The following is a 22,852-nucleotide window of genomic DNA, read 5'->3' as shown; positions in this document are numbered from 1 at the left end:
CACCAGTCACGTGGGTTTTTCTGATGTAGATGGTACCTACCTGTTTAAAGGCGGTTTAGAAGAGGCCGACCATGGTGCCATTCTCATCAAAGCCAATTCGCTCAGCAGCCGGGGACTTAGCCAGACCCGGCATGGTACGCATGGTGCCGCAGATGGCGTACACATAACCGGCGCCTGCTGCCAGGCGCACCTCGCGCACGGGCAAGGTCCAGCCGGTGGGCGCACCCTTGAGTGAAGCATCCGAAGAAATTGACAGGTGGGTCTTAGCAATCACCACAGGCAGGTGCCCAAAGCCCAGCTCCTCAAACTTCGCCAGCTGCTTCTTCGCCGCCGGGGCGACCTCGATGCCGTCCGCCCCGTAGACCTTGGTGGCAACCTTCTCAATCTTGGTGGTCAGGCTGTCTTCGTCCTCGTAGGTGTAGGTCAGCTCGCTGGTATCGTCACAGGCGGCAACAACAGCCTCCGCCAGCTCCGTCACACCAGCACCGCCCTCAGCAACACCGCGGTGAATCGCCACGCGGGCTCCAGCCTCCTCGGCAATGCGGCGAATCGTCTCGTGTTCTGACTCGAAATCGGTGGGGAAGGCGTTGATAGCAACCACTGGCTGCACGCCGAAGGAGCGCACAATCTCGATGTGCTTGAGCAGGTTAGCGGCACCTGCCTCGACGTCTTCGGTATTCTCGGCCAGCAGGCCCTCGGGCAGGGGCTTTCCGGGCACAATCTTGTAGCGGCCCGAGTGGGACTTGAGGGAGCGGACGGTGACCACCAGGACGGCGGCGTCCGGCTTGAGACCGGAGACGCGGCACTTGACGTTAAAGAAGCGCTCCGCACCCATGTCTGCGCCGAAGCCGGCCTCGGTAATTACGTAGTCGGCGTGCTCAAGACCAACGTAGTCAGCGACGACTGAGGAGTTGCCGGTGGCGATGTTGCCGAAGGGGCCGGCGTGAATCAGGGCGGGGGTCTTCTCAAGGGTCTGGAGCAGGTTGGGGTTGATGGCATCCGCCAGAATGACGGCCATAGCACCGTCAGCCTTGAGGTCGGCTGCGGTGACGGGGTCGCCGTCCACGTTGAGGCCAATCACGATCTTGGCCAGGCGCTCCTGCAGGTCGGCGAAGCTGGTGGAGAGCGACAGAATCACCATGATTTCGCTGGCTGAGGTAATATCGAAGCCGGTTTCGCGGGGTACGCCGTCCATGCGCTCACCCAGGCCGATAACGATGTTGCGCAGGGCGCGGTCGTTCATGTCGATGACGCGGCGCCAGGTGATGGCACGGGTGTCGATGCGCAGTTCGTTACCGTGGTGCAGGTGGTTGTCGATCATGGCAGCGAGTAGGTTGTGGGCTGCGGTGACGGCGTGGAAGTCGCCGGTCAGGTGCAGGTTGAGCTTCTCCATGGGGACGATCTGGGAGTAGCCGCCGCCTGCTGCGCCACCCTTGATGCCGAAGGTAGGGCCCATGGAGGGCTGACGCAGGGTCAGCATGGCCTTGCGGCCAGTTGCTGCCATGCCCTGAGCCAGGGAGACCGAGGTTGCGGTCTTACCCTCACCGAGAGGGGTGGGGGTAACGGCGGTGACCACGATGTACTTGGAGCCGCGAGCCAGGGCCTTTTCTGCGGTGGTGTCGTCGGTCAGCTGCACCTTGGCAACATACTTGCCGTAGGGCTCTAGGCGATCTTCATTGATGCCTGATGCCTCGGCAATCTCGGTAATCGGCTGCAGGGTCGCTGCCTGAGCGATTTCAAGATCAGAGGGGAAGGGCTTGCTCATAATGTGAACTTCCTTGTTAACTAGCTTATCTGCCACCACCCAGTTTAGTGCCCTGAGTCATGTTTTGCAGACCCAGCACACTCAACACATCTCAAGGAATACTCAAAATTTTAGAAGAGCTACCAGGCCCGCCACCCCTAGGACAGGTAGCATACGCCAGCCGTCGGCATGAGGTAATGTTGAGCGCATCACTACACATTGAATTTCGCCAGCAGACACACATCTCAGAGGAAAGCTTCATGTCAGTTCTTGATAGGTCAGCTATCATCGCGCCCGTCACTTTCAACCGCTGGTTCATGGCCCCAGCGGCACTTGCCATTCATCTCTGCATCGGGCAGGTCTACGCTTGGTCAGTCTTCAAGACCCAGCTGGTCACCCACTTTGGCTCAACCGAAACCGCGGTGGGCTGGGTCTTCTCTCTCGCCATCGCCATGCTGGGCATCTCAGCGGCCATCGGCGGCACCTGGGTGGAGCGAGTTGGCCCTCGCAAGTCGATGCTGACGGCAGGAACCTGCTGGGTTCTAGGCTTTCTTATCGCGTCTCTGGGCGTGACCACCAACCAGCTGTGGTTAGTTTTCCTAGGTTACGGTGCATTCGGTGGCGTTGGGCTTGGCCTGGGCTACATTTCCCCGGTATCTACCCTCATGAAGTGGTTCCCTGACCGCCCGGGTATGGCCACCGGGCTTGCCATCATGGGTTTTGGTGGCGGTGCGCTCATCGCTTCTCCCGTATCAGCCCAGCTCATGGAACTCTTTTCAGGCTCAGCCGAAAAGACAGAACAGGCATCAGCGCTCGTCCCCTCATTCTTGGTTCTCGCTGCCTCCTACGCTCTTATTATTCTGCTCGGCGCCTTCGTCATCAGGGTCCCCCACCCCGACTGGAAGCCCAGCGGCTTCGACCCAGCCCAGCAGAAGCCCAACACCATGCGCACCAATAAGAACGTCACCGCAGCCCAGGCTATCCGCACGCCCCAGTTCTGGCTGCTCTGGACGGTACTATTCACCAACGTCACCGCCGGTATCGGTCTGCTGGAATCAGCCTCCCCCATGATTCAGTCCTACTTCCCCATCTCCGCCGCGGCAGCAGCCGGCTTCGTCGGTCTGCTGTCCCTGGGCAACATGGGTGGCCGCTTCATCTGGTCATCAACCTCAGATATCATCGGCCGTAAGAATATCTACGTCATGTACCTGGGTGTGGGGCTGGCCCTCTACATCATCTGGGCACTCTTCGGCAACGTCAGTCTGGTACTCTTCATCGCTACCGCTTTCATCATCATTTCCTTCTACGGCGGTGGCTTTGCCACCATCCCGGCCTACCTGCGCGATATGTTTGGCACCCTACAGGTAGGGGCCATCCACGGCCGTCTGCTAACCGCCTGGTCAGCTGCGGGCATTGCTGGGCCGCTCATCGTCAACCTGGTTCAGGACACCGTACGCGGCGGCAACCCCGATGCCTCGGGTGCCGAGCTCTACCAACCCTCCCTCTTCATCATGGTGGGCGTGCTGGCTATCGGGTTCATCGCCAACCTGCTGGTCAAGCCGGTGAACGAGAAGCACCATGCCTCAGAAAAGGACATGGCCAAGCTGGCGGGCCACGGGAAGCTGGGTACCTCCGACCAGCAGATTAGGGTCAACGCCGATGGCCCGCTGCATACCCTGGCAGCCTGGGCCCTGACCCTACTCGTCACAAGCGGCTTGGTCTATGGCCTGGCCCAGACCGTGATTCGCTCACTGGCGCTTTTTAGCTAAAGACCAGATGCCCTGCCCTGACAGCTCCCCGCGAGTTCAGAGCAGGGCCTTAGTCGTCATCGAGGTCGCCAGCTAAGGCCTTGGCGGCCAACGATTCCTCATGGGCGGTTTCCCATACTTCCTTGGCAGCCCCCAGGTTCAGCACCAGAATGAGGGCACCAAGTACCAGATCAGGCCAGCCGCTACCTACCCAGGCGGTGAGACCGGCTACAACGATGATAGCGAGGTTGATGAGCACATCGTTGCGAGCTGCCAAAAAGGCGGCTGCTGTGAGCGACCCGGCACCGGCACGGAAACGGGCCAGAATCAGGGTACAGATGAGGTTAACCACCACGGCCCCGCCCGCTGTAACGAAGAGAGCGAGCGCATCGGGGGCGCCAGGGTCAGGGAATTTAGCCACGATCTGCCAGACGGCGGCCAGGGCCGGGAGCAGGATAATGAGGGCGGACGCTTTCCCCGCCCTCGCCTGCCAGGTCAGTGACCAGCCCAGAGCGATTGCAATGAGAGTATTGACCGCAAAATCCTCGAAGAAATCTACGCTGTCGGCCAGCAGGCTGACCGAGCCAATGGCCAGGGCGATAGCTCCCTCGATGAAGAAGTAGGCCAGGTTGAGACCGGCAACGAGCAGGACGGCGCGGCGCAGGCGGACGGGGTCGGTTAGGGGCTTAGATGAACTCACGGGTCTAGATTAGCACCGCCCCGCCCGGGGTCTCGGGCGGGGCGGCAGCTTAGCCAGGGTGAATGAAGCCCAGACGTCTTAGACCTGTGAGGTTTCTTAGGCGCGGGCAAAGATTTCTGCCGGGGCACCCTCTGCAACCAGCTCACCGTCTTCAAGGAGCACGGCCCGGTCAGCCAGTGAGGCGATGCGGGCATCGTGGGAGATGATGATGACGGCCCGGCCCTGCATTACCGCGGCCAGGGACTGGCGGGCGTCCGCCAGTTCCAGCTGGGTGGTTGATTCATCCAGAATCACCGCGTGGGGGTTGGCAGCCACAATGCGGGCTAGACCCAGCTGCTGAATCTGGTCGCGGGTGAGCTCTGTGCTACCGCCGCCGACCCGGCTCTCCAGCCCCTCGGGCAGGTCATCGACCCAGGTCGCGCCGACCGCCCGTAAGGCGGTGAGCATCTGCTCGGTGCTAGCGTCGGGGGCTGCCACGGTCATGTTCTCGGCCAGGGAGCCGACAAAGACGTGGGCCTCCTGGGTGCAGATGAGCAGGGCGGGGCGTCCGCTGGCATCGGGCTGGGTGGGGTACAAACCGTTGCCCACTAGCTGACTGCCGACCTGCACGGTGCCGCTATCTGCGGTGAGCGACCCGGCAATCAGGCGGGCAAGGGTGGTCTTACCCGAGCCGGAGCGCCCTACCAGGGCAAGGCTCTCCCCCGCCGCCAGCTGCAGGTCAACCCCCTTAATCACGGGGGCGTCCGGGTCGTACCCGTAGGTCACGCCCTGCAGACTAATGACCGGGGCGGACGCGCCCTGCCCGGGCAGGTGCGCCGGGGCAGATACCTGCCCGGCGGCACGGCGGGCCTGCTGCTGGTTCGACAGGTCAATAACACCAAAGACACGCCCCATGGTGACGGTCATTTCGCGCAGGCGGTCGAGCCAGAAGTTGAAGATATCCGAGTTCTCGCGCATAGTGAAGAGCATGATAGAGGCGGTTGCAACGTCGCCCCAGGTAGCCCACCCCTGCTCCACGCAGTAGGCGCCCCAGACCATGGAGAGCACCAGGGGTAGGAAGGAGTTGAAGGCGTCCACGGCCCAGAAGATGGAGCGCACCACAACCATGCGATCGCTGACCTCAAAGGTTTTCCAGATGCGCTCATCCTGCACCCGGGCACGGGCCTCACTGATCCCCAGCTCTTCAACGGTCCCAGCACCGCGAATGTTTTCGGTTGCTACCACGGTCAGGTCGCTGACCGCCTCGGTCTTTTCCCGGGTGAGCTTGGCAATCCGGGGTAGGAAAATCGAAAGCACGATGGTCATCACGATAAACATGGGCACGGTCACCAGGCCGATGGCCGGGTTGACGGTGAAGATGGTAGCTGCGGTAATCAGCATGTAGATGCTGATATGGGCGAATTCCGGCAGGCCGGTGGCCAGTACCTGGCGCACGCTGTCGACGTCGTCGGTCAGGCGGGCTACCAGGTCACCGGAGCCGGCATCCTCAACGGTCTGGGCGTCCAACTGCAGGGAGGCCCCGACCAGGTCAATGCCCAGGTCGCGGTTGAGACGCACACCCATTTTCTGGCCCTGGAAGGTCCAGGCGCGGGCCAGCAGGGCCCCGGCCAGCACAGCAGCACCGATAACCGCCAGCTCTGCCCAGGGGTAGCCGGTCAGCTGCCCGGTGGTAGCCCGGTCAATGAGCTGCCCCACCATGATGGGGGTAATCAGGGTTGCCACGGAACTAGCTACAAACAGCAACACCAGCAGAGCAAGCTGCCAGGGGGTCTTGAGAATGGACCGAGCCAGCAGCCGCCAGGTGGTCTTACCGTCGGTTATGGGAAGGAGGTTAGCCACGGGCCTCACCTGCTTTCAGTCGTCGCTCAACCTCCATGGTGGTTGAGACCAGGTAAATCTGGCGGATGTGTTCGAGAGGGCCGGGCTGGCCCGTATGGGTTTCGAGCTGGTTCAAGATGAACTTCTGGCTGGGTTCGTCCACCGAGTTCAGCGGTTCGGTGAGCACCAGCACAGACGCCGGCTGGGCCAGTGCCCGGGCTAGGGCAAGGCGCTGCCGCTGGCCACCAGAGAGGTTGGTGCCTTCTGAGGCCAGGGTACTGGCCAGGTATTTTTCGGGGTCGCGGCCACCGAGTCGGAAAGCGATTTCTTCGGAGTCGGTGAGCTTCAGCAGCTCAATCATGCGTTCCCGGCTCAGCCCCTCGGTGCCCATCTGCAGGTGGTCAGCCAGGGAGCCGGCAAAAATCATGGGGTTGGGTTCCGAAAGAAGCACACGCTCACCCCCGGCGAGGACGCCCGCCGCCTGCTCCCTGCCCGGGGCAGGTTGAGTTTGGCGTAGGGCTTCGGTCAGAGCTTCGGCGTAGTCCTGGGCTGGCAACCCGGCTTCGCGCGGGTTGATGTAGTGAACCGGGGTGCTGGCCCGGGGAATCTCAACCAGAACCTGCCCTGCTGCGGCGCTGGTCGCCGGGGCGGGGGCGTCCTTACTCTCTACCTGAGAGTTAGCCTCAACCTCAGCTGCAAGTCTATCTACGCGCTTGAGGGCAACACGGGCATTGCGCCAGTCAAAGAGCAGCATCTCTACCGACCAGATGGGCCCGGTCAGGGTGTTAATCAGACCAACCACCGTGACCAGCTGGCCAGCCGGAACCTCAGTGATCCAGGTGCCCTCAGGGGCAGCCCCCCGCAGGGCCAGGGCGATAACTACCCAGGTCACGGTTCCCACCAGCAGATTGCGCACAGCGTAGGACCAGGTCTGCACGCTCTCCAGGCGGATTTGGGAGGTGTAGACGTCCTGGGCTGTTGCCCCGTAGCGGTCCATCATGCGGCGCTGGGCGCCCAAGCCCAAAATAGTGCGAATCGAAGAGGCAATATCTGAAGCCCGGGAGGTAGACACCCCCACCTTGTCACGGAAAATATCCGCGTGCTTTTCCAAGAGTTTGGAAATCCAGGTGAGGGTCAGCATGGTGAGAATCAGCCCGCCCAGAGCCACCACCGCAATCGCCGGGCTAATGCGCCAGAGCTGCCAGGTGCCCAGGGCGGTCACGCCCACCGCAGAAAAAGCCATAATCATGGGCTCCCACATCTCGGCCATTGCCCGGGCGTCCTTATTCAAAATCGCAATGAGGGCACCGGTATCGCGGTTGGGGCTGCGGGAGATTAGGTGGGCGATGTAGAGCCGCCAGTCCCTCTCGATGCGGGCTACTACCCTAAAGGTGATGCCCCAGCCCACAAATTCAACGATCGACAGGTAGACCACCACGCCCACCAGCAACCAGACCAGTCGCCAGGCGCCTGCCTCATCGCCTGAGGTGTGCAGGTCGATAATCGTGCCTACCAGAACTGGCAGAAAGACCAGGGCGAGGGAGGTCAGAATATCGAGGGGGAAGGGCAGAAAGAAGAGGGGCCGCCAGCGGAAGCCCGGCGGGGCGATACGGAACTTAACTTTTTCTTTGGGCGTCTTTATCTCGTCAGTCATCTCAGTCATCTCAGTCATCAGGCTACTCTTTCAACGTGTGCGTGCGGGTGTGCAGGTCGTGTGTGAGGGAAAAACCCGCAGGGCATAAAAATACCTACCGGGTTCGCTTGCCCCGATAGGTGTGTCTACGTCAGGTTATCGTACTCGTCTAACCGGCAGTCGGGCTAGAAGCGAGCGCACCATCGATGTGTCTACCCACGGGGAGGCTGTTGAAGGGAATAGGTCGATTATTCATTTCGCGGGCCTCCTTTCGTGAGCTAGATATGCGGTTAAGTTCTGCCCTTTACCTTAGAACACTCTAGGCAGGTTTGACAAGCGTCATACCCGCCTTTATCTTGACCGGTCTATTAAACTAGAAGAACCATGAAGATTCTTCCCTTTCTCTCCCCCTCTTTAGCCGATAACAGCAAGCCCTATTTCCGTGGCGATTTTGCCTCTAACCCGCTTACGGGCGATGAAGCCTACGAGGCCTTTCTGGCTTGGATTGAGGCTCGCGGTATGCAGCTGTACCCGGCCCAGGACGAAGCTGTGCTTGATTTGGCGGCGGGCAACAACGTCATTTTGGCGACCCCCACCGGGTCGGGCAAGTCTACCGTGGCGGTAGCTGCCCACTTTATGGGTCTGGCAAGCGGGCAGCGCTCCTACTACACTGCCCCCATCAAGGCCCTGGTGTCTGAGAAGTTCTTTGATCTCTGTGAGATTTTTGGGGCAGAGAACGTGGGAATGGTGACCGGCGATTCTTCGATTAACGCCGACGCCCCCATTGTCTGCTGCACCGCCGAAATCCTGGCTAATGTGGTCTTGCGGGAGGGTGAAGGGGCAGACCTGACCCAGGTGGTCATGGATGAGTTCCATTTCTACTCTGACCCCCAGCGCGGCTGGGCTTGGCAGGCTCCCCTGCTTGACCTACCCCAGGCCCAGTTCCTGCTCATGAGCGCAACCCTGGGCGATACCAGCCGTTTTGAGCGTGAGCTGACGGAGCTCACCGGGCGGCAGACCTCCCTGGTCACCAGTGAGACCCGCCCCATTCCGCTCAACTACACCTACTCCCGGGAGCCCCTGGTTGAGAAGGTAGACGAGCTAGTGAGCACCCACCAGGCCCCGGTCTACATTGTGCATTTCTCCCAGCTCCAGGCCATCGATACAGCCGCTTCACTCATGAGCCTGGCTATTGCGTCTAAGGAAGACAAGGAGCGTATCAACGAGCTGACCGCCGGATTCCGCTACTCGGCGGGCTTCGGTAAGCAGCTGCAGAAGTACATCAAGAACGGTATCGGCATTCACCATGCCGGCATGCTACCCAAGTACCGCCGCCTGGTGGAGCAGCTAGCCCAGGCGGGTCTGCTCAAGGTCATTTGCGGTACCGATACGCTGGGTGTGGGTATTAACGTCCCCATCCGCACGGTGCTCGTGACTGCCCTTTCGAAGTTTGACGGGCAGCGCACCCGCCGCCTGAAGTCCCGTGAGTTCCACCAGATTGCAGGACGTGCGGGCCGAGCTGGCTTTGATACGGCCGGTTACGTGGTGGTTCAGGCCCCCGAACACGAGATTGAGAACGACCGGCTTGAGGCCAAGGCCCGGGAGAAGTTCAACGGGGATGAGAAGAAGATGGCTCAGTCGTTGCGGGGTAAAAAGAAGAAGCCCCCGCAGGGCTTTGTGGCGTGGAGCGATAAGACTTTCGAGCAGATTATTGCCGCAGAACCCGAGCCGCTGACCTCGTCCTTCCAGATGACCCACTCCATGATGCTCAATATGCTGCAGCGTGAGGCTGACCCCTTTGAGACCGTCATGCTCTTCCTCACCGCCAACCACGAGCCGCCGATTAAGCAGCGTGCCCTCAAGCGCAAGGCGATTGGCATCTACCGGGAGCTGCTCAACGGGGGCGTGGTGGAGCGCCTGCCGGAGCCCGACGAGTTTGGCCGCACCGTGCGCCTGACCGTCTCACTGCAGGAGAACTTCGCCCTGAACCAGCCGCTCTCCCCCTTCGCGCTGGCTTCGCTGTCTCTGCTTGATAAGGAGTCGGAGTCCTACGCTCTCGATGCGGTCTCGGTGATTGAGTCCACCCTGGAAAAGCCCCGCCAGGTGCTGATTGGCCAGGAGAAGAAGGCTAAGAGTGAGGCCCTGGCCGAGATGAAGGCTGAGGGGCTCGACTACAACGAGCGTATGGCTGAGCTCGACAAAATCACCTACCCGCAGCCCCTGGCTGACCTGCTAGAACAGGCCTTTGAGACCTACTCGGCGGGCGCTCCCTTTATGAAGGAGTTTGAGGTTGAGCCCAAGAGCGTGGTGCGCGATATGTACGAGCGAGCCATGGGCTTTGGCGATTACATCCAGTTCTACGGGCTGGAGCGCTCCGAGGGTATTCTGCTGCGCTACCTGTCGGACGCTTACAAGGCCCTGCGCCAGACCGTGCCCCTATCTGCCCTAACCGACGAGCTGACCGATGTGATCGAGTGGCTGGGCGAGGTTATCCGCCAGACCGACTCATCCCTGGTGGACGAGTGGGAGCGCCTGGCCGCCGGTGAAGAAGGTATCCCCGTACAGGACTCTCTCGAAGAGCTCGTTGCCGAGTCTGCACCCAAGGTGACGAGCAACGTCCGCGCCTTTAAGGTGATGGTGCGCAACGCAATGTTCCGCCGGGTGGAGCTCTTTGCGGACGAGCGCGACCGCCTGCTGGGTGAGCTGGACGGCGAGCGTTCGGGCTGGGACGCCGACCGCTGGGCTGAAGCCATGGATGACTACTTTGAGGAGTACGAGGATATCTATACGGACGCCGAGGCCCGCTCCCCGCGCCTGATTGAGATTGATGACGACACGGCTGAGCACCCCGGGGTGTGGAAGGTACGCCAGGTCTTTGCCGACCCCGATGACAACCACGATTTCGGGATTGTCGCCAGGGTCGACCTGGACGCCTCAGACGAGGAAGGCGCGCCCGTGGTGCTGATTGAGAGCGTGGGGGCTTTCTAGTTTCCCGATAAGGGACCAGATTCCTACCGAAGTCCTGATGGGCATGACGTACTATCGGTAGTTATCTGGTCCCTACTAGGTGGGGGTAGCGATTCTCACTTCTAAAGCGGTCACATTAGAACTTCTTACTCACCACCTCAGAGCCGGTGCAGGGAAGCTAGGGTAGCCTATCGGTAGAAGAAAGACCTTACTTGCGTGCAAAGGAGCCCCATGCCTACCCACCCCCGCCTGCCCCAGCCGACCCACCGCGTCGGCACCACCCACACCATTGACTCCCTCAAACTGGTAGACCACTGGTTCACCGTACCCCTAACCCACGGGCTCATCTACGGCAAGGGTGAAGCGGCAGCCCTAGAATCCCGCTTTGCTGACCAGACCATCACCGTCTTCGCTCGCGAAGTCATCGACACCTCTGATGCCCTCACCACCCCCGTCGATGAGCGCCCCTACATGGTCTATCTGCAGGGCGGCCCCGGCGGCAAGAGCCCCCGCCCTATCTCTGAAGGCGGCTGGGTCCAGGAACTCGCCAAGACCCACCGCCTGATTCTGCTGGACCAGCGCGGCACCGGCAATTCCACCCCGCTTTCTGCCCGCGTCATCACTGCCCAGGGCACCCCCGAGGTGCAGGCTGAGTTCTGCGAGCTCTTCCGCGCCGATTCCATCATTGCCGATGCCGAGGTCGTCCGTGAATTCCTGCTGGCAGACCGCACAGACAAGCGCTGGTCGACCATGGGCCAGAGCTTCGGCGGCTTCTTGACCCTCTCCTACCTTTCCTTTGCGCCCGAGTCCGTCAAGGATTCCCGTATGACCGCGGGGCTTGCCCCCATCCGCTCCCACGTGGATGACGTCTACCGCTCCACCCTTGACCGTATGAAGGAGCGCACCGAGGAATACTACGGCTGGTACCCCGAAGATAAGGACCTGGCCGTCCGCATCTGCGAGCACCTGGCCAAAAACAAGGAATACCTGCCCACCGGCGAGCGCCTGACCCCGCACCGCTTCCAGATGCTGGGCAATATTCTGGGGGGTAACGGCCGGGCTAGAGGCCTGCACTATGTACTGGAGTCGGCGTTTGCTGAGTCTGATAAGTGGCTCTCTGACCAGTTCCTGACGGAGGTTAGCGCCCAGGTCAGCTTCCAGGCGGGCCCCCTCTACGGCCTGCTACATGAGACGATTTATGCGGACGGCCCCGCACAGGAGCTGGGGGGAACCTCGCCGTCCGCTTCACCGACGAACTGGTCTGCTGCCCGCATGTACGCGGAGCGCCCGGACTTTGCCGAGGACGCCTCTCCCCTGCTGCTGACCGGTGAGCATATCTTCCCCTGGTATTACGAGGAGGACCCGGCTCTGCGTCCGCTGGCTGAGGTTGCCCAGCTGCTGGCTGAGAAGAAGGACTGGGGCCGCCTCTATGACCACGACCAGCTGGCCCGCAACGAGGTGCCCCTGGTTGCAGCGGCCTACGTGCCCGATGTGTACGTGGATTACGCCCACTCGATGAAGACCGCCGAGTTTGTGGGTAATACCCGCGTGTGGACCTCCAAGACCCACCACCATGACGGTCTAGGCGCGGACGGCCCCCTGATTCTGGGCCATCTGAAGAATCTGCTGGCTGATATGCACTAGATACCCGAAAAACTCCAGGGTAGCCTGGGGCCCTTCTCAACGAGCTTCAGGCTACCATTAACACCCCACAAAAAAGCGAGGCGCCATCCGCCTCGCTCTCTAACCTCTATTTCTGGTCATCAGAGTGTTCCCGCTTCCAGGTGTCATGGGCCTCGTTCGCAGCAGTAGTTGCTGTGGTTGTGGAGACCAGCAAAAGACCCAAGACACTCATCATCATCACAACCAACCCAGTAATCACCGCAACATCTGCATCCTGCGTAGTAAAAGCAAGCACTACCACCAGCACAGCACCGAAAAGCTGCACTAGGGCCCCAATGCGGATACCGGGAGCCGCCGCCTTGTGCCCAGCCTTCCAAGCGACGTCCGACTGCATCGTGGCGCTCGTACGAATCCCAAAGAAACCGTTCCGTTTCAAAGTTCCGGCAGCTCCCATACGTGCAAGCACCCAAAAGACGGCAGCCAGCACCAAAAGGCTGATTGGCATGGGGAGAACTTCAAGGGGAAACATACCGACTCCATAAATCGCTGACAAACATATTCACCCCACCATAACCTCTTATTACCTGCACCACAAGAGCAAAAAGCCGCCGGCTCTCCCTGCAACGGGGAAAGCCGGCGGCTTTTACTCATCAGCACCCTGATAGGGGCTAATCCCCTACCGGCGCGAGCTATCAGCGACTAGGCGCTACGCTCAGCGTGGGCGCTGCGAGCGCGGTTGACTAGATCCTGGTACTCGTGTTCGGATTCGATCAGTTCCTCACGGTACTTCTCGGGGATCTCCTGAGATTTAGCGACCTCAGCGTCGAGCTTGCGCTGGAGTTCAGCGCGCTCAGCGGCAGTGGCGGTCTCGGGCAGGTTCAGGTATTCCTCGGAGTACTTCTGGACACGCTGGATGGTTGCCAGGGCCTTGCCCTTGGGTGAGAGCAGGGATGCCAGGACGGTTACAATCAGCACGCCGACGATAACGGTCAGGGAGAAACCGATGGTCACTTCAACAACGTGTACCGGTTCGCCGCCGTTGATGAAGGGCAGGGTGTTCTCGTGCATCGCGTGCAGTAGCAGCTTGACACCGATGAAGGCCAGGATGATGGACAGACCCCAGGAGAGGTAGATGAGGCGGTCCAGCAGGCCGTCAATCAGGAAGTAGAGCTGACGCAGACCCATGAGGGAGAAAGCGGTGGCGGTGAAAACAATGTAGGCTTCCTGGGTCAGACCGAAGATTGCGGGGATAGAGTCCAGGGCGAAGAGAATATCGGTACCACCGATAGCGACCATGACCAGCAGCATGGGGGTCATGACCTTCTTGCCGTTTTCTACGGTGAAGAGCTTGTCACCGTCGTAGTAGTCAACGGTGTGGAACATCTTCTTAGCCAGGCGCACCACAATGTTGTTGGCTTCGTCTTCTTCTTCCTTATCGGTGATCTCACCCTTGATGAGGTTACCGGCTGTGTAGATCAGAATGAGGCCGAAGAGGTAGAAGACCCAGCTCCAGCGCTCAATAGCGGCGGCGCCGAGGAAGATGAAGACGGTACGGGCAATGATCGCGAAGATAATACCGAAGAGTAGAACCTTCTGCTGGTCCGCACGCGGCACACGGAAGGAGGCCATGATAATCAGGAAGACAAAGAGGTTATCAACACTCAAGGCCTTCTCGGTGATGTAGCCGCCGTAGTATTCAGCGGCGTACTGGGTGCCGTCCCAGAAGAGGATGAGCAGGCCGAAGAGCAGGGCGATACCCACGTAGACAGCCGACCAGATTGCTGCTTCTTTGATGGTAGGTTCGTGCGCTTTACGCACGTGGAAGAAGAAGTCGTAAGCAAGCAGTGCCAGGATGAACGCAATCGTTACACCCCACTGCAACCCAGTGATATGCATTGGGAGCCTTTCTTGTGGTTGGGGTTTGCCAAAATCCACAAGTCTCTCCCACCACCGCTGAGGGTGGTTTCCTGCCCCGGTTGGGCGCCTTCGGTCAACGTGCTGACGATGCAGGAATTAGTGGGATACTCCCTTGCTCGGTCTACAACTATAACCCATCTTCTTACTTTTGAACAGACGCGCGGGCGTCCTTCAGGCCGAGCATAATGACACAGACCAGGAGAAGGACGGCCGCGCCCGCCCAGGCTGCGGCAAAGCTGGTCGCCTGCGCGGCGGCACCGATGACGAGAGAGCCCAGGCCGGTGCCGATGTCGAAGTGGGAGTTCCAGGCGACGGACGCCCGCTGGGTGGCGTCCGCCCCACCGGCATCCGAGAGAGCGCGCACCATGGTGACCGACTGTAGGAAGCCGTAGCCGAACCCGATCAGGGTTGCGCCAGCCAGGAGGAAGATGATGGAAGGCAGGCTCGCCCCATTGACCCAGCCGACAAAGGCGACGCCCAGGGCCGTGAGAGCCAGCACCGGGGTCATGAGAAGGCGGGTACCAAACCGGTCGGTGAGGGAACCTCCGTAGAGACGGGTGGGGGTTGCCAGGGCGCAGAGCAGGAGCAGGGCCCCGGTCGCCAGGGTAGCAGTGGGGACGATTTCGGTGGAGAAGGTCATGAAGGCACCGCCGACACTGGTGACGAGAGTGAGGGTCAGCAGCGCGGGCCATATGCGGGCAATAATGGTTGCGGTGGACGTTGCAGGGGTGGCGTCTCTCCCCTGTTCGCCGGCCCTTTGTTCCTCCATGAAGTGATCAACCAGTCGGCCTAGCTGCAGGGCGAAAGGGGCTGCAATCGCAGCGATTGCCCCGACTGAGATCACCGAGCGGTACCCGAAGGTATCGAGAGCCCAAGGGGCGACGGGGGTGAAGAACATCTGGGCACCTGCAGCTGCCAGCCCGTAGAGCCCGACGGCCCGCCCGCGGTATTCAACGGGAATAAGGTAGGACATAGCCGATGAACAACAGACGGTGACAATTCCGAAGCCGATACCGCGCAGACCCGAGGTGACAAGGACGTTGAGCAAATCGGGGCTCAGCGCCTGAATGATGGAGGGCAGCCCCATAAAGAGGGTGCCCACCGGCAGTACAAGAGCCCAGGAGAAGCGGCGGGTGAGGGCGGGGACGCTGAACTGGGTGGCTACGGTGACAGCCATGAGCACCGCGTTGGTGGAACCAGCCCCCAGGGAACCTGCCCCACCTGCGAGCGCCCAAGCGGGGGATGCTGGAAGCAGGATAGATAGACTGCAAATGGTCAGCCCGAAGGTAAGCAGAATCTGGGGCATACCCGGCATACGGGCAACGCTGGGACGCGCGGTTTTCTGGCTCATGGGACCTCCCGGGGTGGTGCTGACACAAACTGCACCAGTCTACACCAAGACCACAGGTCGGTGAAGTGCCTCGGGATTTCTCCTGCCCTTCTAGGCGTGCCCGGCTTCCTGCATAGCGCGTAGCTCCTTCTTCAGGTCGGCAATTTCATCGCGCAGGCGACCCGCAAGCTCGAACTTGAGTTCTTCGGCGGCCTGCATCATCTGGGCGTGCATCTCTTCGATCAGACCCAGCAGGTCTTCGGCGGGAGCTGCCGCAAGGCCGTCCTGACGCACCCGGGCCTCTGCCTTCTTGAAGAGCTCTTCGGCTTCGGAGCTGGTCGCCGCATACTTGGTGCCCTTCTTGACCGGAGCCAGCTTGCCCGATGCCCCCTTGCGGGCGGCAAGGAGCTCTGCGGTGTCTTCTGATTCCCGAGCCAGGGCGTCGGTGATATCGGCAATTTTCTTGCGCAGGGGCTGGGGGTCGATGCTGTGCTCGCGGTTGTAGGCCTGCTGGATCTCGCGGCGACGGTTGGTTTCGTCGATAGCGGTGCGCATGGAGTCGGTGATTTTATCGGCGTACATGTGCACCTGACCGCCCACGTTACGGGCGGCTCGGCCGATGGTCTGAATCAGTGAGGTAGTGGAGCGCAAGAAGCCCTGCTTGTCAGCGTCCAAAATAGCGACCAGGGAAACCTCGGGCAGGTCTAGGCCCTCACGCAGCAGGTTAATACCGACCAGTACGTCGAAGACGCCCTGGCGCAACTCGCTGAGAAGCTCCACGCGGCGTAGGGTATCAATATCAGAGTGCAGGTACTGCACCTTAACCCCGTGTTCCAGCAGGTAGTCGGTGAGGTCCTCAGCCATACGTTTGGTCAGGGTCGTGACCAGCACGCGCTCGTCGCGCTCTACCCGCAAACGGATCTCTTCAAGCAGGTCGTCAATCTGCCCCTCGGTCGGCTTAACCACGATTTCGGGGTCGACCAGGCCGGTGGGACGAATAATCTGCTCCACTACCCCGTCGGCCTGAGCTAGCTCGTACTTACCGGGGGTAGCTGAGAGGTAGACGGTCTGGCCGATGCGATCGAGGAATTCCTCCCATTTGAGGGGGCGGTTGTCCATAGCTGAGGGCAGGCGGAAGCCGTGCTCGACCAGGGTTCGCTTGCGACTCATATCGCCCTCAAACATGGCACCAATCTGGGGAATGGTCACGTGGGATTCGTCGACAATCAGCAGGAAGTCATCGGGGAAGTAGTCCAGCAGGCAGTGCGGGGCTGTGCCGCGAGCGCGCCCGTCGATGTGGCTGGAGTAGTTTTCGATACCGTTGCAGAAGCCCATCTGCTCCATCATCTCAAGGTCGTACTGGGTGCGCATGCGCAGGCGCTGGGCTTCAACCAGTTTGTTCTGGGACTCCAGCTCCTGTAGGCGGTCTCGCAGCTCGTCCTCGATGGACGCAATGGCTCGGGCCATGCGTTCGGCGCCGGCGACGTAGTGGGAGGCCGGGAAGACATACATTTCGGTTTCTTCGCGGATGACCTCGCCGGTAAGCGGGTGCAGGGTGTAGATAGCTTCGATTTCGTCGCCGAAGAACTCGATACGGATCGCGTTTTCTTCGTACATGGGGATGATTTCGACGGTATCGCCGCGCACACGGAAGGTGCCGCGGTGGAAGTCTAGGTCGTTGCGGGCATACTGCATGGAGACGAAACGACGCAGCAGCTCGTCCCGGTCGATTTCTTCGCCCTGGCGCAGGGTCACCATCTGGGCAACGTATTCTTCGGGGGTACCTAGGCCGTAGATGCAGGAGACGGTAGCAACCACCACGACATCGCGGCGGGTCAGCAGGGAGTTGGTGGCGGAGTGGCGCAGGCGTTCGACTTCTTCGTTGATGGAGGAGTCTTTTTCGATGAAAGTATCGGTCTGCGGCACGTAGGCTTCGGGCTGGTAGTAGTCGTAGTAGGAGACGAAGTACTCAACAGCGTTGTTGGGCAGCAGCTCGCGCAGTTCGTTAGCTAGCTGGGCAGCCAGGGTCTTGTTTTGCACCATGACCAGGGTGGGGCGTTGGACGGCCTCAATGAGCCAGGCAGACGTTGCAGATTTACCGGTACCGGTGGCACCCATGAGCACGATGTCTTTTTCACCGTTCTGGACGCGTTCGGTCAGCTCCGCGATTGCCTTGGGCTGGTCGCCAGCCGGCTGATACTCAGAGACGACTTCAAAAGGTGCAACGACGCGGTTAATTTCTTGGGCAAGGCTCATGCCCTCTACCCTACCGAAAAACCCCCGACAAAACTAGAACATATGTACTAGTTTCATCGGGGGCTAACAAGCGGTCGCTTAGACCTTACTTCTTCGGGTCGATGTCGGTAGCGGGCAGGTCACCGGTGACTACAGCGGTATGGGTGCCCTGCTCTTCAGCCGGCTTTGAGGCTGCTTTCTTCGCGGCGGCGTCCTCGGCAATATCTTCAGCCGTTACCACAGGAATCTGACCGGTGTTGGGAACCAGACCCTCAAACTCTGGTTCGGTGCCCAGCTCGTACTCGGGGCGGATAGTGACTTCTTCAATCGATGAGAAGTCTTCCTGGGCACGGCGGTGGTATTCCTCGATGGGGATAACCTGCTTCCACTGGCGGGTACGCATGGGAGGAAGCTCACCGGCATCCTCGCGCAGGGCGCGCACCAGCATCCACATCTGCATGAAGCCAATAAGCCAGACCGGGAAGCCAATCACAATAATGACGTTCTGCAGGGCGGTCAGGCCATTATCGCCTGCCGCTACCAGAATGGAAGCCGATACAACGCCGATTGAAGCGGCCCAAAAGATACGCTGCTTAACAGGAGCCGGGTCCTCATGGCCATTGGCAATCGCGTCCATCACCAGAGCAGCTGAGTCGATGGAGGTAATAAAGAAGATGGTGATGACCACCAGGGTCACCGCAGCGACCACCTGGTAGAGCGGGAAATGGCCCAGGAATTCAAAGAGAGCAGCAGGAATATCCCCCTGCTCTACGACGGTCTGCACCAGGGTTCCGTTTTCGTTGCGCTCAATATTGAAGGCGCTCAGCCCAAAGACACCCACCCAAATCAGGGTAAAGGTGGTGGGGGCAGCCAGCACGCCGACCACAAACTGGCGGATGGTGCGACCCTGAGAAATCTTGGCAATAAAGAGGCCTACGAAGGGTGCCCAGGTAACGGTCCACGCCCAGTAGAAAACGGTCCAGGATCCAACCCAACCGGTATCGGCAAAGGCATCATTGAAGAGCATCATCACGGGTAGCTTCTGCAGGAAGTAGCCAGCTGACTCAATAGTACCCAGAGTGACGAAGCGGGTCGCTCCGGTCATCAGGATAAAGAGCATCAGGGCAATGGCCAGCAGAATGTTGATGTAGGACAGGCGCTTAACGCCCTTATCGAGCCCCATCATGACGGAAGTGATACCGGCTGCGGTAATCACGGCGACGATCGCTGCCTGGATCCAGCCGCCCAGGGGCACACCGTACATGATGCCCATACCCGAGTTAATCTGCAGGGCACCCAGACCCACCGAAACCGCAATACCGAAGACGGTAGAAACAATGGCAACCGAGTCGATGGTCTTGCCGATGGGTCCGTGGATCCGCTCGCCCAGCAGGGGCTGGAAAATGGAGGAAACGCGCGGGGGCAGCTTGCGCTTGTAGGTGAAGTAACCGAAGGCTAGGGCTGGGATGGTGAGAATAATCCAGACGCCCAGGCCAATGTGCCAGTTAGCAATAGCAAGAGCTTCGAGCGCTGCATGATCCGACTGGGGTTCTACCCCGTCGTAGGGCGGGTTAGCGTAGTGGGTGATAGGCTCTGCAGCACCCCAGAAGAGTAGGACGGCGCCCACACCGGCAGCAAAGAGCATACCGAACCAGGCCAGGCCGGAGTACTCGGGTTCAGCATCATCTTCGCCGATCTTGATGCGGCCAAAGCGGCTCATGGCCATGTAAATCAAGAAGAAAAAGAAGATGGCAATACCCAGGGTGTAGACCCAGCCCAGGTAGGTGATGATGAAATCTGAAATCACGCCAATACCGTTGGACATGGCCGTTGGGAAGACCATCATGAGGAGAGTGAAGACGATGATAAAGAGTGCAGATGAGAAGAAAATGACAGGGCTAGTTCGCAGCCCTAGTCTGTCGTGTAGCTTGTTCAGCACAGGATTATCCCGGTGGAAGTAAGAGTGTAACCATGCGGGCCCCTTGCATCCACCGCCCGCACGGCGGCTACCCGGTCTCTGGGCAACATATCAATAATAAGCGGGCTTGGGGTCAATTTCCAGGTGATAGCTAACCGGTTGATTTTACTAACGGACGCTGTTCTCAACTGTTTCCAGTCGTCACGCAGCACTTCTTTAGACTTATAGTTCAATTTCCTGCTGCATAAATTTTATTCATCACCAGAACCCGCTGTGATTTTGGCAAAGACCTCACCCACCTGCGCAGCAGTGCACTCCAGGCTTCCCGAATTATCAATGACCCAGGTAGAAATGGCCCGGCGCTGCTCGTCGCTGGCCTGCGCAGCAATGCGGGCGCGGGCGTCCGCCTCATTCATACCGCGCACCTCAACTAGGCGGCGCAGCCGCTCCCCGTGCTGCGTCTCAACCACAATCACCGCATCAAAGTCTGCTGCCTGGCCTGTCTCGGCCAGCAGGGGGATATCCTCAACAATGACAGCCCCCTCCCCCAGTTTCTGCACCGCCGCCTCACGCTGCCGCGCAGCTTCAGCCCGCACCGCCGGGTGCACGATGGCGTTCAGACGGGCGCGGGCAGACTCGTCCGCAAAGACCAGGGCCGCCAGGGCAGCCCGGTCAAGCTCACCGTTAGGGGTCAAAATACCCTCACCAAAAGCGCGGACGGTCTCAGCCAACACCTGCTGGCCCGGCTCCATCAGCTGACGGGAAATAGCATCGGCGTCAATCAGCACAGCCCCACACTCCACCAGCATCTTCGCCACCGTCGACTTACCCGACCCGATACCGCCGGTCAGACCAATTCTCGCAACCACAGGCGTCCTTTCGTCTCTAACACCGGGTACGGTACCCGCTCCCACCAGCCTACGCGCCGCGACCACCGCACACTAGAATAGACACCATGACTGATGAAACCCGTGCCAACCGCTACACCGTGCTCGCCACCCACAAGGAGACCCGGCACCTGCTAGAAATCAAGCGCAGTGAGTTCATCGGCTATGTTCAGCGCGTGGAAACTGAAGAAGAGGCCCGTGCTTTTATTGAGTCCAAGCGCAAGGCCTACCACGACGCCCGCCATGTCTGTTCTGCTTTTATCATCGGGGCAGACCGGCAGACCCAGCGCTCCAACGACGACGGCGAGCCCGCAGGCACCGCGGGAATTCCCATGCTCCAGGCCCTGCTGGCCCGTCGCACCGAAGGGCGCAACGGCGAAACCACCGACCTCTCCGATATCTGCGCTGTGGTGGTGCGCTATTTCGGTGGCATCAAGCTGGGTGCCGGCGGACTGGTGCGCGCCTATACGGACGCGGTGGTCGCCACCCTAGACGCCGCTGCCCTGGTACCGCGCGAACGCCTGCGGCTGGGAACCGTCACCGCCTCCCACGCCGAGGCAGGACGCTTCGAGAACGACCTGCGTGCCCTGGGCTACACGGTGCTGGGTACAGATTACACAGCCAGCGGCGCCCACATCACCCTGGGCGTTTTTGACGATAAGGCAACCCTTGAAGACACAGAAAAGGCCCTGGCCGAGCTGACAGCCGGCGCAGGGCACATTTCGTGGGGTCAAACCCAGTGGGTTGATCTAGCCTAGAAGATTACTGAAATAGCCAGCACACCTACCGCGCCAATAGCGGCTGAGATGGGCAGGGTGATGATCCAGGCAAGGGCAATGGGTCGCATGAGCTTCCAGTTAGCTGAACGGTTGACGATACCGACGCCCAGCACCGCACCAATCAGGATGTGGGTGGACGAAACAGGAAGACCCAGAACCGATGCAGTCATGACAACGCCGGCGGCAGCAAGTTCTGCTGCGAAGCCCGAGGACGGGTGCATCTTGGTCAGACCGTGACCGACAGTAGCAATCACGTTACGGCCAACGAACCACAGGCCCACGATCAGGGCGATGCCGAAGGTCACCAGGGCAGGCACGGGTACAACTGCTTCTTCACCGATAGCACCGGTCTTGAGCACATCGAGGATGGCGACGAAGGGACCGATCGCGTTGGCGATGTCGTTGGCACCATGGCTAAAGGCGAAGGCAGCTGCGGTGAAGACCTGCAACCAGGCAAAGATGGTGAAGGTTGCGCGGGAGAGCTCCTGCTTCTGCAGGCTACGGGCAAAGACAGAGACGCTCACCCAGGCGATAGCAGCAACCATCACCATAATCATGACGTTACCCATGGTCGAGATACCCAGTTCCAGGTTATCCAGACCCTTGAAAAGCAGCATGGCGGCAATCAGGGCGGCACCAAAGGCAGCCAGGATGGGTACGTACACCTCAAGTGCCCGGTGGGAGTCAGAGCGCTTAGCCTTCACATCAAGCTTGTGCACCTGACGGTAGTACTCGCTCTCGGGGGCCTCGGGGTCAAGCTTCTTGAGCTTGAACTTCTTCTTGCGCAGCATAGCGTTGGCGTAGGCGTCCGCCTGCAGGTCAGTGATTCGCTGGAAACCATCGTGGGGGGTGTGGGCCGCGCGCTCTTCTTCCTGGTGCTTCTTGATTTCGAGCATGGCCGCATCGACCTTCTCGTTGTAGCCCAGAATGTACTTCTTGATGAAGCCAAAGAGCAGCCAGGCGAATAGGCCGCCCAAGACCGGTGAAAGAACCCAGGAGATAGCGATCTGGCCGATCTTGTTCCACTGCACCATATCCAGGCCGCCTGCGCCAGTGGTGAACCCGGTGGTCAAGGCAGCGCCGACGATACCGCCGATGATGGAGTGGGTGGTGGAGACGGGCCAGCCCATCTTGGTTGCAACCAGCAACCAGATAGCGGCACCCAGCAGGGCGGCCATCATGATATAGACAAACTGCATGGGGTCCAGGTCGATGGCCCCAAGGTCAACGATGCCTGAACGCACGGTGTCGGTGACCGAACCGCCAGCGACCACAGCGCCTGATACCTCGAAGACAGCCGCAATGAGCAGGGCCTGCTTGATGGTCAGGGTACCCGCGCCTACGGAGGTTCCGAAGGAGTTCGCTACGTCGTTACCGCCGATGTTGAAGGCCATGAAGAGGCCCAGAAGCACAGCGGCAATGAGGACGAAAGTGCGTGATTCCTGGGCGACGTAGTTGAGTGACCAGAAGGTGAAGATTGTGAGTGCGACAGCCATGAGGCTGCCGAAGGCGAGGTGCCACCATTTATCGGTGGTATCACGCTGCAACGCGGG

At 60.3% G+C, this 22,852-nt stretch carries 15 protein-coding genes; 4 read left to right on the top strand and 11 right to left on the bottom strand.

Going from position 1 to position 22,852, the window contains the following annotated elements; translation table 11 throughout:
- Positions 1-55 precede the first annotated feature (55 nt).
- The gene (locus tag VSX42_RS01340) at positions 56-1,765 is read right to left on the bottom strand and encodes a formate--tetrahydrofolate ligase (RefSeq protein WP_326502621.1); all 1,710 of its coding nucleotides are present in this window, start codon (positions 1,763-1,765) and stop codon (positions 56-58) included.
- Positions 1,766-2,004: 239 nt separating this feature from the next.
- Here VSX42_RS01340 and VSX42_RS01335 point away from each other — a divergent pair, with 239 nt between their 5' ends.
- Complete coding sequence (locus VSX42_RS01335; RefSeq protein WP_326502620.1) at positions 2,005-3,513, top strand: OFA family MFS transporter; 1,509 nt, start codon at positions 2,005-2,007, stop codon at positions 3,511-3,513.
- A gap of 49 nt (positions 3,514-3,562) precedes the next feature.
- Here the strand turns inward: VSX42_RS01335 and VSX42_RS01330 are convergent, their stop codons facing one another.
- From VSX42_RS01330 to VSX42_RS01320, 3 genes are all read right to left on the bottom strand, one after another.
- The gene (locus VSX42_RS01330; RefSeq protein ID WP_326502619.1) at positions 3,563-4,192 is read right to left on the bottom strand and encodes a cation transporter; all 630 of its coding nucleotides are present in this window, start codon (positions 4,190-4,192) and stop codon (positions 3,563-3,565) included.
- A gap of 96 nt (positions 4,193-4,288) precedes the next feature.
- Entirely contained in the window at positions 4,289-6,031 is a 1,743-nt protein-coding gene (locus VSX42_RS01325) for an ABC transporter ATP-binding protein (protein ID WP_326502618.1), read from the bottom strand.
- A complete protein-coding gene (locus VSX42_RS01320; protein WP_326502617.1) occupies positions 6,024-7,682 on the bottom strand; it encodes an ABC transporter ATP-binding protein in 1,659 nt (552 codons plus the stop codon). The genes VSX42_RS01325 and VSX42_RS01320 overlap by 8 nt, the downstream gene beginning before the upstream one ends.
- A 345-nt stretch (positions 7,683-8,027) precedes the next feature.
- On the opposite strand from VSX42_RS01320, the gene VSX42_RS01315 reads away from it, so the two are divergent.
- Together VSX42_RS01315 and VSX42_RS01310 are read left to right on the top strand one after the other, a co-directional pair.
- Positions 8,028-10,631: a DEAD/DEAH box helicase gene (locus tag VSX42_RS01315; protein ID WP_326502616.1), complete on the top strand. Its 2,604-nt coding sequence runs from the start codon at positions 8,028-8,030 to the stop codon at positions 10,629-10,631.
- Between the two features lie 210 nt (positions 10,632-10,841).
- Positions 10,842-12,254: an alpha/beta fold hydrolase gene (locus tag VSX42_RS01310; RefSeq protein ID WP_326502615.1), complete on the top strand. Its 1,413-nt coding sequence runs from the start codon at positions 10,842-10,844 to the stop codon at positions 12,252-12,254.
- Positions 12,255-12,360: 106 nt separating this feature from the next.
- Here VSX42_RS01310 and VSX42_RS01305 read toward each other — a convergent pair whose 3' ends face one another.
- The 6 genes from VSX42_RS01305 to coaE all read right to left on the bottom strand — a co-directional run bounded on the left by VSX42_RS01305 (position 12,361) and on the right by coaE (position 20,502).
- Positions 12,361-12,762, bottom strand: coding sequence for an SdpI family protein (locus tag VSX42_RS01305; RefSeq protein WP_326502614.1), 402 nt, complete (start codon positions 12,760-12,762; stop codon positions 12,361-12,363).
- A gap of 170 nt (positions 12,763-12,932) precedes the next feature.
- Positions 12,933-14,129, bottom strand: a complete 1,197-nt coding sequence (locus VSX42_RS01300) for a TerC family protein (protein ID WP_326502613.1) — start codon at positions 14,127-14,129, stop codon at positions 12,933-12,935.
- 163 nt (positions 14,130-14,292) lie between these two features.
- Positions 14,293-15,501 carry an MFS transporter gene (locus VSX42_RS01295; protein WP_326502612.1) on the bottom strand — a complete coding sequence of 403 codons (1,209 nt, stop codon included), beginning with the start codon at positions 15,499-15,501 and terminating at the stop codon, positions 14,293-14,295.
- Between the two features lie 90 nt (positions 15,502-15,591).
- Positions 15,592-17,736, bottom strand: coding sequence for an excinuclease ABC subunit UvrB (gene uvrB / locus VSX42_RS01290; RefSeq protein ID WP_326502611.1), 2,145 nt, complete (start codon positions 17,734-17,736; stop codon positions 15,592-15,594).
- An 85-nt stretch (positions 17,737-17,821) separates the two neighbouring features.
- Entirely contained in the window at positions 17,822-19,654 is a 1,833-nt protein-coding gene (locus VSX42_RS01285) for a BCCT family transporter (protein ID WP_326502610.1), read from the bottom strand.
- A gap of 230 nt (positions 19,655-19,884) precedes the next feature.
- Positions 19,885-20,502 carry a dephospho-CoA kinase gene (gene coaE / locus VSX42_RS01280; RefSeq protein WP_326502609.1) on the bottom strand — a complete coding sequence of 206 codons (618 nt, stop codon included), beginning with the start codon at positions 20,500-20,502 and terminating at the stop codon, positions 19,885-19,887.
- An 86-nt stretch (positions 20,503-20,588) separates the two neighbouring features.
- Between coaE and VSX42_RS01275 the strand changes: the two genes are divergently transcribed.
- Positions 20,589-21,278, top strand: a complete 690-nt coding sequence (locus VSX42_RS01275; protein ID WP_326502608.1) for a YigZ family protein — start codon at positions 20,589-20,591, stop codon at positions 21,276-21,278.
- Here the strand turns inward: VSX42_RS01275 and VSX42_RS01270 are convergent.
- Positions 21,275-22,795, bottom strand: coding sequence for an inorganic phosphate transporter (locus VSX42_RS01270; RefSeq protein ID WP_326502607.1), 1,521 nt, complete (start codon positions 22,793-22,795; stop codon positions 21,275-21,277). The two genes, VSX42_RS01275 and VSX42_RS01270, sit on opposite strands and share 4 nt — an antisense overlap.
- Positions 22,796-22,852: the final 57 nt, after the last annotated feature.

The sequence above is a fragment of the Rothia nasimurium genome (assembly GCF_035916755.1).
In the GTDB taxonomy this organism is placed as follows: domain Bacteria; phylum Actinomycetota; class Actinomycetes; order Actinomycetales; family Micrococcaceae; genus Rothia.
This window is presented reverse-complemented; position numbering and strand designations above follow the sequence as displayed.

Excerpts from the sequence above, each read along its gene's own strand:
- VSX42_RS01315 (WP_326502616.1), top strand. The coding sequence starts at position 8,028 with ATGAAGATTCTTCCCTTTCTCTCCCCCTCTTTAGCCGATAACAGCAAG.
- VSX42_RS01295 (WP_326502612.1), bottom strand. The coding sequence starts at position 15,501 with ATGAGCCAGAAAACCGCGCGTCCCAGCGTTGCCCGTATGCCGGGTATG.
- VSX42_RS01300 (WP_326502613.1), bottom strand. The coding sequence starts at position 14,129 with ATGCATATCACTGGGTTGCAGTGGGGTGTAACGATTGCGTTCATCCTG.
- VSX42_RS01320 (WP_326502617.1), bottom strand. The coding sequence starts at position 7,682 with ATGACTGAGATGACTGAGATGACTGACGAGATAAAGACGCCCAAAGAA.
- VSX42_RS01340 (WP_326502621.1), bottom strand. The coding sequence starts at position 1,765 with ATGAGCAAGCCCTTCCCCTCTGATCTTGAAATCGCTCAGGCAGCGACC.
- VSX42_RS01310 (WP_326502615.1), top strand. The coding sequence starts at position 10,842 with ATGCCTACCCACCCCCGCCTGCCCCAGCCGACCCACCGCGTCGGCACC.
- VSX42_RS01305 (WP_326502614.1), bottom strand. The coding sequence starts at position 12,762 with ATGTTTCCCCTTGAAGTTCTCCCCATGCCAATCAGCCTTTTGGTGCTG.
- VSX42_RS01335 (WP_326502620.1), top strand. The coding sequence starts at position 2,005 with ATGTCAGTTCTTGATAGGTCAGCTATCATCGCGCCCGTCACTTTCAAC.
- VSX42_RS01270 (WP_326502607.1), bottom strand. The coding sequence starts at position 22,795 with ATGGCTGTCGCACTCACAATCTTCACCTTCTGGTCACTCAACTACGTC.
- uvrB (WP_326502611.1), bottom strand. The coding sequence starts at position 17,736 with ATGAGCCTTGCCCAAGAAATTAACCGCGTCGTTGCACCTTTTGAAGTC.
- VSX42_RS01275 (WP_326502608.1), top strand. The coding sequence starts at position 20,589 with ATGACTGATGAAACCCGTGCCAACCGCTACACCGTGCTCGCCACCCAC.